This is a genomic window from Jannaschia marina (assembly GCF_013404595.1).
Taxonomy (GTDB): domain Bacteria; phylum Pseudomonadota; class Alphaproteobacteria; order Rhodobacterales; family Rhodobacteraceae; genus Jannaschia; species Jannaschia marina.
Genome location: NZ_JABVAX010000002.1, coordinates 62634 through 75147 on the forward strand (window position 1 = coordinate 62634; position 12514 = coordinate 75147).

Annotated in this window: 12 protein-coding genes; 6 read left to right on the forward strand and 6 right to left on the reverse strand. The window is 65.6% G+C overall.

From position 1 onward, the window contains the following. Position 1: 1 nt before the first annotated feature. From HSX43_RS03995 to HSX43_RS04020, 6 genes are all read right to left on the reverse strand, one after another. Complete coding sequence (locus HSX43_RS03995) at positions 2-772, reverse strand: SDR family NAD(P)-dependent oxidoreductase (protein ID WP_179378815.1); 771 nt, start codon at positions 770-772, stop codon at positions 2-4. Positions 773-814: 42 nt separating this feature from the next. Beyond that, the gene (locus HSX43_RS04000; RefSeq protein ID WP_179379263.1) at positions 815-2860 is read right to left on the reverse strand and encodes an alpha-galactosidase; all 2046 of its coding nucleotides are present in this window, start codon (positions 2858-2860) and stop codon (positions 815-817) included. 163 nt (positions 2861-3023) lie between these two features. Continuing rightward, a complete protein-coding gene (locus tag HSX43_RS04005; RefSeq protein ID WP_179378816.1) occupies positions 3024-3872 on the reverse strand; it encodes a carbohydrate ABC transporter permease in 849 nt (282 codons plus the stop codon). A gap of 3 nt (positions 3873-3875) precedes the next feature. Beyond that, entirely contained in the window at positions 3876-4226 is a 351-nt protein-coding gene (locus HSX43_RS04010; RefSeq protein ID WP_179378817.1) for an MmcQ/YjbR family DNA-binding protein, read from the reverse strand. Further along, positions 4226-5176, reverse strand: coding sequence for a carbohydrate ABC transporter permease (locus tag HSX43_RS04015; protein ID WP_179378818.1), 951 nt, complete (start codon positions 5174-5176; stop codon positions 4226-4228). The genes HSX43_RS04010 and HSX43_RS04015 overlap by 1 nt, the downstream gene beginning before the upstream one ends. 132 nt (positions 5177-5308) lie before the next feature. Then, positions 5309-6553, reverse strand: a complete 1245-nt coding sequence (locus tag HSX43_RS04020) for an ABC transporter substrate-binding protein (protein ID WP_179378819.1) — start codon at positions 6551-6553, stop codon at positions 5309-5311. A 98-nt stretch (positions 6554-6651) separates the two neighbouring features. Here HSX43_RS04020 and HSX43_RS04025 point away from each other — a divergent pair, with 98 nt between their 5' ends. The 6 genes from HSX43_RS04025 to HSX43_RS04050 all read left to right on the forward strand — a co-directional run bounded on the left by HSX43_RS04025 (position 6652) and on the right by HSX43_RS04050 (position 12491). Next, positions 6652-7476 carry an IclR family transcriptional regulator gene (locus HSX43_RS04025; RefSeq protein WP_179378820.1) on the forward strand — a complete coding sequence of 275 codons (825 nt, stop codon included), beginning with the start codon at positions 6652-6654 and terminating at the stop codon, positions 7474-7476. Positions 7477-7481: 5 nt separating this feature from the next. Continuing rightward, the gene (locus HSX43_RS04030) at positions 7482-8537 is read left to right on the forward strand and encodes an ABC transporter ATP-binding protein (RefSeq protein ID WP_179378821.1); all 1056 of its coding nucleotides are present in this window, start codon (positions 7482-7484) and stop codon (positions 8535-8537) included. A gap of 159 nt (positions 8538-8696) precedes the next feature. Continuing rightward, positions 8697-9458, forward strand: coding sequence for a DeoR/GlpR family DNA-binding transcription regulator (locus HSX43_RS04035; RefSeq protein WP_179378822.1), 762 nt, complete (start codon positions 8697-8699; stop codon positions 9456-9458). A gap of 77 nt (positions 9459-9535) precedes the next feature. Beyond that, the gene (locus tag HSX43_RS04040; RefSeq protein WP_179378823.1) at positions 9536-10114 is read left to right on the forward strand and encodes a TRAP transporter small permease; all 579 of its coding nucleotides are present in this window, start codon (positions 9536-9538) and stop codon (positions 10112-10114) included. Beyond that, positions 10114-11406: a TRAP transporter large permease gene (locus HSX43_RS04045; protein WP_179378824.1), complete on the forward strand. Its 1293-nt coding sequence runs from the start codon at positions 10114-10116 to the stop codon at positions 11404-11406. The genes HSX43_RS04040 and HSX43_RS04045 overlap by 1 nt, the downstream gene beginning before the upstream one ends. A gap of 29 nt (positions 11407-11435) precedes the next feature. Further along, a complete protein-coding gene (locus HSX43_RS04050) occupies positions 11436-12491 on the forward strand; it encodes a TRAP transporter substrate-binding protein (protein ID WP_179378825.1) in 1056 nt (351 codons plus the stop codon). The last annotated feature ends 23 nt before the right edge of the window (positions 12492-12514 follow it).

A 12514-nucleotide genomic window follows, 5' to 3' on the forward strand; every position in this document is an offset into this window, starting at 1 on the left:
GTCAGCCTGTTACCACGACGCCGCCATCCACGACCATGGCCTGCCCCGTCATCATGCGGGAGGCTTCGGACGACAGGAAGAGCGTGGGGTTCACGATGTCTTCGGGCGCGAGATGGTCCTTCAGGCAGGCCCGGTCGAGATGGGCGGCGAGGCTCTCGGGGTCGGCCCATTGGTCGAGCTGCTTTTGCGTCAGAACCCAGCCGGGGGCCAGCGCATTGACGCGGATGCGGTCGGGCCCGAACTCCCGCGCGAGGCTGCGGGTCATGCCGTTGATGCCGGAATTGGAGGTCGTGTAGATCGGATAGCCCGCGTTTCCCATCATGTAGCTGATGGACGAGAAGTTGACGATGTGACCGGAGCCGGCCGTCTTCATGCCCCGTATCGCGTGCTGGCAGGCGAAGAAATAGGCCTTGAGGTTGATCGCGGTCGACCAGTCCCAGAAGTCCTCGTCGACGTCCAGTGTGCCATGGCGCTTGTCGTTGGCGGCGTTGTTGATGAGCCGCGTGACCGTCCCGTGGGCCTCCGCCGCGGCGTCGATCGCGCCGCGCAGGCTGTCGAGGTCGGTGATGTCACCCTGTATGAAGAGTGGGCGATTGCCCGTCTCGCCCGCCATCCGGTCCACGAAGTCGGAGGCATCCGAGCGGCCGATGAAGGCCACCTTCGCGCCCTGACGCAGGAAGCCCTCGGTCAGGTTCGCTCCGATCCCCGAGCCGCCGCCGGTGATGAAGACGGAGGCCCCGTCGAGGTCGGGATAGGTCGCTGTCTGGGTCATCTTGTTGTCCCTTCGAAATTCGGGGTTTCGGTGCGGCGGCCGTCAGAGCCGATGGCCCTCGATCACCCACATCGTATCCGGGAAGTGCCAGGGCAGGGTCAGACCGTGGTGCATCAGCCATGTCCCCGAGACCTCGATCGGCCCCTCCTTCAGAATCGGATGGCCACGCGAGAGAGCGGGAGCGTTGTTACGGTTGATGAGTTCGACGCGGTAGCGGGCCGCGGGGTCGAGAGACGTGAGGCGCAGCGGTCTGGGCGCGATCTGGGCGGAGGTGGCCCCCTTCCCGGCGAAGACGACGAAGCGGTGCCCGTCACGCGGCATCTGTTGTTCGGCCATGATCGCCGGATCGCTCGCGTCGAGGCGCAGGATGTCGGCGTGCTGCATCCAGTCGCGGTTGCGCTTCCACCACGACGTCACCTCCGACAGGACGGCGGCCTCGTGCGCGTTCAACTCGCGCGGGTCCATCTCGAAGCCCATGTGGCGCTGCGCGGCGACCCAGGCGCGGAAGCTGATGTCGAACATCCGCCCCGACGTGTGGCAGCGCCTCGGCCCGACGTGACTGCCTGCGACGGCGAGCGGCAGGAAGAGTGCCGCGTCGTGCTGGATCCGCAGCCGCTCGAGCGCGTCGTTCGAATCCGACAGCCAGACGCGCTGCGTCCGCTTCATGATGCCGAAGTCGATGCGCCCGCCGCCCGAGGCGCAGCTCTCGATCTCGACGTTTGGAAAATCGGTGCGCAGCCGGTCGATCAGCGCGTAGGAGCCGCGGGTCTGGTCGGCGTCGGGCATCGGCAGGACGCGGTTGTGGTCCCATTTGACGTAGTCGATCTCGTGCCGCGATAGGATCGCGGCCATGCGGTCGTAGATGAAATCCCGCACCTCGGGCAGGGCCATGTTCATGGCCTTCTGCTGCCGGCCGAGGGTCTGATCCTCGGCCCCGAGGGCCCAGTCGGGGTGGGCCCGGTGGATGTCGCTGTCGGGGTTTATCATCTCGGGCTCGAACCAGATGCCGAAGGTCATCCCCTCTGCATGGACATGGTCGATCAATGGCCCGAGGCCGTCGGGATACTTGCGCGGGTCGACCTCCCAGTCCGAGAGCGAGCGGGTGTCGTCGTCGCGGTTGCCGAACCAGCCGTCGTCGAGCACGAACCGCTCCGCCCCGAGTTTCGCGGCGCGGCTGGCGATGTCCTTCAGGACGGGTAGCTTGTGGTCGAAGTAGACCGCCTCCCAGCAGTTGTAGTGCACGGGCCGCGGCACGCCCGGTTTGGTCCAGGTGACGATCCGGTCGCGCAGGTGGCGCTGGAAACTGGCGGCGCAGCCGTTCAGGCCGGTCTGCGAATAGGTGACGTAGAGGCTCGCGCTCTCGAAGCGGGTGTCGGCGTTCGTCTCCATCCGCGCGGCATGGCCCCACTGGATCTGGCGACGGCCATCGGGCAGCTCCTCGGCGATCATGCGGTGCCCGCCCGACCAGCCGTAGTGGAACCCATAGGCTTCGCCCTGCGTGTTCGTCGCGCCGATGCAGGGGATCAGGAGACCCGGGAAATGCTCGTGCCCCGTGCGCCCGGTCCGGTTCTCGCGATAGCGGATGCCGGGTGACCACGCGGTTCGGTTGAGCTGGAACTCGCCGCACCAGCGACCCGAGACGTCGATCATCTCCTCCGACTGCTGCGGCGCGGGCAGGACCGGGCCGGCGAGCCAATGCAGGTGAACGGGCCGCGTGGCTTCGAGGATCGTCTTGGCGGTGATGATCCGGGTCTCGATGTCGCGCTGGAAGCGGAAGGTCAGCGTCAGGCCGTTCGCCTCGTCGGAATAGACGAGGTCGAGGTCGCCGTCGGCGCTGTCGTCGCGCAGGAAGGCGAACTTCGGCAGAAGCGGCGAGCCGTCGGTGTCGCGCAGGATGAGGCCCGGCTGCCCGGGGAAGGAGCGCGACGCCTCGGGGCAGAGGCTGAGGTCGGGGTTCGCGTCGAGCATGCCGCCGGTGACGTCGATGGCGTGGGCGCGGGCGAGCGTCTCGAGGTCTTCGTCCGCCGGCAGCGGTGCGCCCCAGTAGACGACCTGGGGCAGGCAGTGGCCGCGCGCGGCGAGCACCATCGTCTGCCGCGGGCCGTTCGCGCCATCGTGGTCGTCGATACGCCAGGTCTTGATCGGGGCATCGAGGCGTTCGCCGGTCGCCCCAACGGGGAGGGCCGACGCGATGGTCGCGTCGGCGGGAGTTGCGTCAGACATGAGGTGTCTCGTGTCGGTGTGTGGTTGCTTACTTTACGGCGCCCAGCGTGAGGCCCGCGATGAAGTGTTTCTGCATCAGGAAGAACATGGCGACCGGCGGCAGGGCCGCGACGATCGAACCCGCGCTCATCAGATGATAGGCGGCCCGGTACTCGGAATTGAACTGCGTGATGCCCGCGGTCACCGGCTGCGAGTCCGGTCCCTGAGTCAGGACGATGGCCCAGAAGTAGTCGTTCCAGATGAAGGTGAAGATCAGCACCGCGAGGGCGGCGATGGCCGGCTTCATCAGCGGGATGACGACATACAAGAAGATGCGCCATTCGCTCACGCCCTCGACCCGCGCCGCCTCGATCAGCGGGAAGGGCAGGGCGCGGATGAAGTTGCGCATGAAGAGCGTGCAGAAGCCGGTCTGGAAGGCGATATGGAAGAGGATCAGCCCTCGCTTGGTGTCATAGAGGTTCAGATCGAGCGTCAGGTCGCGCACGGGCACCATCAGGATCTGGAAGGGCACGAAATTGCCCGCGATGAACATGAAGAAGATCAGCAGGTTGCCGCGGAACTTGTAGACCCCGAGCGCGAAGCCCGTCATGCACGAGAGCGCCACCGTTCCGATCACCGTGGGGACTGTGATGAGGAGCGAGTTGAGCAGGTACCGCGGCATGTCGCTTTCGAAGAAGACCTTGCCGTAGTTGTTGAACATCTCGAACGAACCGGGGATGCCCCAGTAGTTGCCGTTGGTGAAGTCGCTGTCAGGCTTGATCGAGAAGATCATGACCGCGATCAGCGGCAGGAGCCAGGCGATGAGCGCGACGGGCAAAAGCGTCTGGTAGCCGATCTGCCACGCGCGGGAGGATTTCTCGATGGGGGTGGGAAACATGTCTCAGGCCTCCAGATCGCGACGGGTGGCGGCGGGCAGGCTCGCCCGGATGATGTCGTAGCTGACGCGGATGCGGTGGTCGGCTTCCTCGGCGTCGGTCGTCTCGTAGGGCAGGCGGACCCACGAGCGGTGGAAGTACCGGGCCTTCCGCGCGGCCCCCGCGTCGATGAGCATCGCGGCGGTCTCGACGTCGGGGCACTTCACGGAGACACCGTCTTCGCTGCCCCCCGCGTCGCCACCGGCCATGCAGGCGAACATCTTGCCGCCGACCTTCCAGCTGTCGAGTTCGCCCGGCCCGGTGGGCGTGGCCTCCGGAAGGGCCGCGCAGATTTTGTCGACGTCGGCGCGCGTCATCACCGCGCCCCCCGCTCGTCGCGCCACATCGAGTAGAGGAAGTAGGCGATGAAGAAGAGCATGATGACGAAAAGGACAACCGCGATGGCCGCGCCGTAGCCCATGCGGAAGCCGAACTCGGCGAGGGCCTTTTCGTACATGTAGAACGACAGCACCCGGGTCGAGCCGAAGGGCCCGCCGTTCGTCATGATCGAGATGAGGTCGAAGGACCGCAGCGCACCGATGATGGTGACGACGAAGGCGATGAAGGTCGCGGGCTTGAGCTGCGGGATGATGATGTACCACAGCATCTTCCACTTCTTCGCCCCGTCGAGCCGCGCCGCCTCGATCTGCTCCGGGTCCACGGCGTTGAGGCCGGTGAGATAGAGGATCATGCAATAGGCCGTCTGCGGCCAGAGCCCGGCGGCGATGATGCCGTAGGTCGCCATATCCGGATCGCCCAGGATGTTGACGGGTCCGAGCCCCACGAGCCCGATCACCGCGTTCAGAAGGCCCTCCGACGGCAGGTAGAACCAGGAAAACACGAGGCCGACGACGACCTGGCTGATGACGAAGGGGAAGAAGAAGAGCGACTTGTAGAGCCGGATCCCCGTCACCGTCTGGTTGAGGAAGAGCGCGATGAAGAGACCGAGCGGAATGGCCAGCAGATAGAGCAGCAGCCACTTGATGTTGTTGACGAGGCTGATCTCGAAGTTCCGGTCGGTCGCCAGCTCCTGGTAGTTGCCGAGCCCGATGAACTGACCCTGTTCGGTCAGATCGCCGAGGCCGTCCCAGCGGTAGAAGCTGACCTGGAAGGACTGGAAGATCGGGATGACGACATAGGCCGCGAAGAACAGGATTCCCGGCAGCAGGAAGAGCCAGGGCGTGATCGCGATCTCGTTGCGTTTGTACCAACTCCGCCGGTCCGGCTGCGCCGCGTGGGTCGTGGGGACTGCGGGGGCGTTGGTCATGCGAACCTCCTGGTCTCTGGCCGCGCGGGGCGAAGCCGAATTCTGCGGCACATGCGAAAGGCGGGGCCTTGCGGATATGTCGAAGCGAATGGTGTGGACCCCGCCCGGGTGGGGCAGGGTCCGAAGGTCGGTCTACTCGGCGTAGACGCGCTGACGGGTCTGCTCGAGGCGGGCCAGGATGTCCTCGAGGTTGTCAGGGAACACCATGAACTCCTGCAGGCCTTCCATGCCGGCGGCAGCCATCTCGGCCGGGAAGTCCCGGTCGAAGAATTGTGCGATGCCGCCCGTTGCGTTCGTCGTCAGCATCTCGAAGCCCTGGTTCAGGAACTCGTCGTCATCGACCGAGGAGGCCGCGTTGACGGGCAGCTGGCCCAGCTTGTCGCCGCCGTTGATGTCGGTCTGGACCTCGGCCGAGGTGACGAACTTCAGGAACTCGCGCGCGGCTTCCTTGTTCTGCGCGCCCGACGCGATGTGGAACGTGTCGATCGGCGCGTCCTCGCCCTGTGGCACGTCCGCGATGGTCGGGAACTGGTAGAAGTCGATCTGCTCGTCCGTCAGCCCAGCCTCGCGCATCGGCGCCACTGCGAAGTTGCCGATCAGATAGGCCGTTGCGTCGCCGTTCACGACGAAGGGCAGCGCCTCCTGCCAGGAGTAGTTCTGGTGGTCGTCGATGAAGGCACCCATGTCGATCAGCTTGCGCCAGTTGGCGAAGGCCTCGCGTACGCGCTCGTCGGTCCACTCGACCTCGCCGCGGGCGAGCTCCATGTGGAAGTCGAAGCCGTTGGTCCGCATGTTGATGTAGTCGAACCAGCCACCCGCGGTCCAAAGGAACTTGGTGCCGATGGCATAGCACTTGCGACCCGAATCGAGGATCGCCTGACAGTTGGCGATCTCCTGCTCGAAGGTTTCCGGCTCCTCGAGGCCCAGCTCGTTGAAGATGTCCTCGCGGTAATAAATGCCCCAGTTGTAGTAGGTATAGGGCACGCCCCACTGCTTGTCGTCGATGGTCAGGGCACCCTTCACGGAGTCGAGGCCCTCGATCTCTTCCCAGACATCCGACACGTCCTCGAAGAGACCGGCATTGACGTAGGGGGTCATCCGGTTGGCGGCGTACCAGTTCACGATATCGGGCGGGTTCGACGACAGCGCGTTGCGGATCTGCGATTTCCAGCCGTCGCGGTCGACGATCTCGAGCTCGATGTTGAGGTCCGGGTGCATCTCGCCGAACTGCGCGGCAAGGCCTTCCATCACGGCGCGCGGGGCCGGGTTCGACATGTCGGAGATGATCCGCAGATCGCCCGACAGCGCGTGACCATCGGCGAAGGCCGCTCCGGACATGATGGTGGATGCGGCAAGAGCCGTGAGAATGGATCGCATGAATTCCTCCCGAATTGCGTCCGCATGGTTTCAAATAATGAAACCGAGTTTCTTATATTGAAAACACTGCGACCATCTGTCTAGGCTGTCAACAGCATATGAGGCGGGAGGCTCATTTGAACGTCCAGCGGGACAGCGGGAGAGATGGGGCGGACGGAACCGTCGGCAAGGCGCTCGAAGTGCTCGATCGGGTCGCCGCTTTCGCACGCCCGGTGCGCTTCTCCGAACTGCTGGAAACCTCGCCCTTTCCGAAGGCTACGCTCTATCGTCTCGTGCAGACGCTGACCTCGCAGGGGATGCTGCGCTACGATCCCGAACGCGGCACCTATGCGCCGGGGATGCGCCTCGTGCGGATGGCCCATGCCGCCTGGGCGCAGTCGAGCATCGCGCCGATCGCCCGCCCCCACCTCGATTCGCTGAGCATGCTTGCCGGCGAGACCGTGCACCTCGCGCAGCTCGACGGCGGGCAGGTGCTCTATGTCGACAAGCGCAATCCGGCGCGCCCGCTGCCGATGTATTCCGATGCGGGCAAGGTCGGGCCCGCCTATTGCACGGGCGTCGGCAAGGCCATGCTCGCCTGGCTGCCCGAGCCGACGCTCGATGCCGTTCTCGCGCAGCAGAGCTGGCACCGGTTCACCGACACCACGCTGACGACGCCCGACGCGATGCGCGCGGAGCTTGCCGCGATCCGCACCGCGGGCCATGCCTTCGACCGGGAGGAACACGAACCCGGCATCCATTGTATCGCTGTCCCGATCCTGTCTGCCAACGGGCAGGTTCTCGGGGCCGTCTCCGTTACCTCCTCGACCGATCGCGGCACGCTGGAGGACATGAAACGCCATCTGCCGCATCTGCGGCAGGCGGTCGAACGAATCGCCGGGGACATGCGCGACTGGCGCTTCCCGGACCAACGGGAGGTATAATCCACATGGCAGGTGTCGAGCTTACGGAGGTCGTCAAACGCTACGGCGACGTGCAGGTCATGCATGGCGTCGACCTGACGATCGAGGAGGGCGAATTCTGCGTCTTCGTCGGCCCATCGGGCTGCGGCAAGTCCACGCTTCTGCGCATGATCGCGGGCCTCGAGGAGACGACCGAGGGCAAGATCGAGATCGGCGCGCGCGACGTGACGCGCGACGACCCCTCCCAGCGTGGCGTGGCGATGGTCTTCCAGACCTACGCGCTCTATCCGCACATGACGGTCTCCGAGAACATGGGGTTCGGCCTCAAGATGAACGGCCATCCGAAGGCGGAGATCGACGAGAAGGTCTCCATGGCGAGCCGGATTCTGAAGCTCGACGAATATCTCAAGCGCAAGCCCGCCGCGCTCTCGGGCGGTCAGCGACAGCGCGTCGCCATCGGCCGCGCCATCGTGCGGGGGCCTGAGGTCTTCCTTTTCGACGAGCCGCTCTCGAACCTCGACGCGGAACTGCGGGTGGAGATGCGGGTGGAGATCGCCCGGCTCCACAAGGAGATCGGCGCGACGATGATCTACGTCACCCACGATCAGGTCGAGGCGATGACCATGGCCGACAAGATCGTCGTGCTGCGCGCCGGCCGGATCGAGCAGGTCGGCGCGCCGCTGGAGCTCTATCGCGACCCCGACAACCGCTTCGTCGCGGGCTTTATCGGCTCACCCTCGATGAACTTCCTCAACGGCACGGTGAAGGACGGCGCGGTCGAGGTGCCGGGTCTGAAGACCAGCGTGTCACCGCAGGTGACGCTGCCGTCGGACGGGACGGACGTGATCGTCGGGATGCGGCCCGAGCATTTGACCGTGGCTTCGGGTGACGTGCTGGGTGTCGATCTGACCGAGGCGCTCGGGGGGGTGTCCTACGCCTACCTGACCGCGGACACGGGCGAGAAGATCATCGTCGAGGAGCGGGGTGACATCCGCTCCAACGAGGGCGATCGCGTGACCGTTTCGATCGAGCCTGAGCGGATCATGCTCTTCGACGCGAACACGGAGCAGCGCATCCGGTGAAGGGCTTTCGTTGAAAGCCCTTCCGCGATCCTTCGCTGAAGGATCGAAGAGGCACCGGGACGTCTTCAGCGAAGACGTCGGAAAGGCTCTTCCCGCGAAGAGCCTTTTTTCTTGTCACTTTCGTTTCTTTCGTTTCTTCTCGCCGCGGGAGGAGCAAAGGTGCTCACGCGGCGACAGCAGAAGATCCTCGCGCTCATCGAGGCGCGTCAGCGCGTGCGGGTCGAGGATCTCGCGACCGATTTCGCCACCACGCCGCAGACCATCCGCAAGGATCTGCAGGCGCTTGAGGCGCTCCACCATGTGGTGCGCTTCCACGGGGGCGCGACAGTGGTGGGCGGTGTGGAATACACGGCTCCGGCGCAGCGTGCGACCACGGCCGCGCCCGCCAAGCGCGCCATCGGCCGCGCGGTGGCGGCGCGGGTGCCGCAGACTTGTGCGGTCTTCCTCAACGCGGGGACGACCACGGCGCAGGTCGCACGCGCCCTGGCTGGCCACCGGCAATTGCGCGTGATCACCGACAACGTCGATCTGGCTGCCGACATGCGCGGTTTCGCGGGGGTGGAGGTCATCGTCCCGGGCGGGGCCGTGCGGCGCAGCGACGGCGCGATCCTCGGTGCGGAGGCCGTCGACTACATCCGTCAGTTCCGCGTCGATTTCGCGCTCATCGGGGCGGCCGCCCTGTCGGAAGATGGCACCTTGCTCGACTTCGATCTTGCCGAGGTGCAGGTCTGTCGGGCGATGATGGCTCACGCACGGCACGTCATCCTCGCCCTCGACGCGGGCAAGTTCGGCCGGAGCGCGCCGGTCCGGCTCGGACATCTGGGCGACATTCACACGCTTGTCACCGAGGACGTGTCTTCGGCATGGGTGCGCGCGCTTTGCGCGCGGCACGAGGTGGAGTTGATTCCGGCCGGTGGGTGATGTCTGCTGTTGACAGGTACTTTCGATTACGCCGAAATCGAAAGTAGCGCGCCTTTCGGGGTGCGCAGGGAGGAAGAATGACGCCAGTGCTTGCGATCCTGCGGTACCTGGGGGCAGCGAATGCCGCCGTACTTGCGCTCGGGCGCTGGCTCGGCGTGGGCTTCATGGCGCTCATGGTCGTCTTCATCCTGATCCAGGTCTTCTGGCGCTACGTCCTATCGAATCCGCTGCCCTGGCCCGAGGAGGCGGCGCGGTTCCTGATGCTCTGGCTGATGATCGTCGCGCCGACGGCGCTGCGCCGCGGCGGTTTCGTGGCGATCGACATGGTGCAGCTCGTCCTGCCCCGCGCCGTCGGGGCTTCGCTCAACCTGTTCCTCATGGCGATCTCGCTCCTCGTCCTCGTCGTCGCGGCGCAGATCGGCTGGTCCGAGGTCACGGGCTTCTCGGGCAAGTTTAAGACCTCCGCGCTCTACTATCCGACCGGCGACGGATGGGAGAAGATGCCGCGCAGCTGGATGATGGCGTCGCTCCTCGTCGGCGTCTGCATGATGATCGCCGTGATGGTCGAGCTGATCGGGCGGCAGATCGTCGTCCTCCTCGGCCGTGGAGACGCGCTCGATCCGATCCCCGAGTCGGCGACCGTGGGAGCCGAGTGATGCTGGTCTGGTTCCTGCCGCTCTTCCTCGTGCTCCTGATGATCGGCCTGCCGGTCTTCTTCGCGCTGCTCGCGGCCCCCGGCGTGCTGCTCTGGGCGAACGGACAGGAGAGGGATCTCGTCCTGCTCTACCGGAACACATACAACGGGATGGACAGTTTTCCGCTGATGGCGATCCCCTTCTTCATGCTCGCCGGCGAGATGATGAACCGGGGCGGCATCACGCTGCGCCTCGTCGAGTTCGCACAGGCGATGGTGGGGCATTTCCGGGCGGGCCTCGCGCAGGTCAACATCCTGTCGTCCATGCTCTTCGCCGGCCTTTCCGGCTCTGCGGTCGCCGACACCTCCGCGCTCGGCTCGATGCTCATCCCGGCGATGGAGAAGGAGGGCTATACCCGCCGCTTCGCCGCCGCCGTCACAGCCGCCTCCTCGGTGATCGGGCCGATCATCCCGCCCTCGGGCATCATGATCATCTACGCTTACGTCATGGAGCAATCGGTCGCCGCGCTCTTCCTTGCGGGGATCGTGCCGGGCATCCTCGTGGGCACGGGGCTCATGGTCGTGACCAACATGATCGCGCGCCGCACGCCCGAGACCATGCCTGCGCTCAAGCCGCGGGCAAGCTGGGGCGAGAAAGGGCAGGCTTCGCTCAAGGCGTTCTTCCCGCTCCTGACGCCGGTCATCATCCTCGGCGGCATCCTCGGGGGCATCTTCACCCCGACCGAGGCCTCCGCCGTGGCCGTGGCCTATGCCGCCGTGGTCTCGCTCTTCATCCTGAAGGAGATGACCTGGCGCGACCTGCCCGATGTGCTGGGCAAGGCCGCGCTGATCTCCTCGGTCGTTCTCCTCCTCGTGGGGGCGGCGCTTGCCTTCAAGACGGTCGTGGCGCTCAGCCATGCGCCCGAGGCGCTGGCCGCCTTCATCCTGTCGCTCAGTGAGAACCCCCTGCTGCTCCTGCTGCTCATAAACCTGCTGCTCTTCATCGTCGGCATGTTTCTCGACGCAGGACCGGCGATCATCATCCTCGGGCCCATCCTCGGCCCGATCTTCACCTCGCTCGGCGTCGATCCGGTACACTTTGCCATCATCATGTCGGTCAACCTGACCGTCGGCCTTGCCACGCCGCCGATGGGACTTGTCCTCTTCGTCGCCTCCTCGGTATCGGGTGAGCGGGTCGAGACCATCGCACGCGCCATCTTGCCGTTCCTTGCCGTGGAGATCTTCGTGATCGGGCTGATCACTTACGTGCCGGCGATTTCGCTCGCCGTGCCGCGCTTCTTCGGCTTCCTGTAAGAACCGGTCCAATAAGGGAGAGAGACCACATGAAACTGACGAATATCCTGAAGGCCGGGGCGCTCGCCGCTCTCGTCGCCCTGCCTGCCGCCGCGCAGGAGATCACCATTCGCGCCACAGCCAACTCGAACGAGAACGACGAGGACTACGACGGGCTCGTCGTCTTCAAGAACTACGTCGAGAACGCCTCGAACGGCGCGATCACGGTGGAACTCTTCATCGGGACGCAGCTGTGCTCGAACGGGGCGGAGTGTCTGCAAGGCGTGGCCGACGGCTCGATCGACGTCTTCGTCACCACTTCGGGCGGGGCCGCCGGCATCTTTCCCTACGTGCAGATCTTCGACCTGCCCTACCTGATGGCCGACGACCGTATCGCGGAAGAGGTTCTGACGGCCACCGACCTTGTTCCGCAGTTGCGCGCCAAGGCGCTCGAGGACTCGGGCGACGCAATCCGGATCATGACCGTCGGCAACACCGGCGGCTGGCGCAACTTCGCCAACACCCAGCGCCGGGTGGAGGTGCCGCCCGACCTCGAGGGCCTCAAGATCCGCACGGTCGTGGCCGACCTGCCGCAGGAGCTGGTGCGTGCGCTTGGCGCTTCGCCCACGCCGATCCCGTGGCCGGAGCTCTTCACCTCGTTCCAGACGGGCGTGGTCGAAGGCTCGAAGAACGGCATCACCGACATCATGGGCATGAAGTTCCCCGACGCGGGTCTGCAGTACGTCACGCTCGACGGGCATGCCTACATGGCCGCCATCTGGGTGATGAACAATCAGAAGTTCCAGGAGATGGACGACGACATGAAGCGCGTCATCGTCGACGGCTTCAGCGCGCTGCAGCAGGCGACCTTCGCCAGCCCGAAGCGCAAGTCGATCCAGGCCTATGAGGAATTCGTGGCCGGCGGCGGCGACCTCTACGTGCCCACGCCTGAGCAGAAGCAGGCCTTCCAGGAGGCGGCCGCGCCGGTCTACGACTGGTTCGCCTCGAACGTCGACGGCGGAGAGGAGATGCTGGCGAACTTCCGCGCCGCCATCGCCGAGGCCGAAGAGACGGTGGGGGCCCGGCGCGACGCCGAGCTCAACTGACGCGAGGGCGGGGCCGCCGGGCC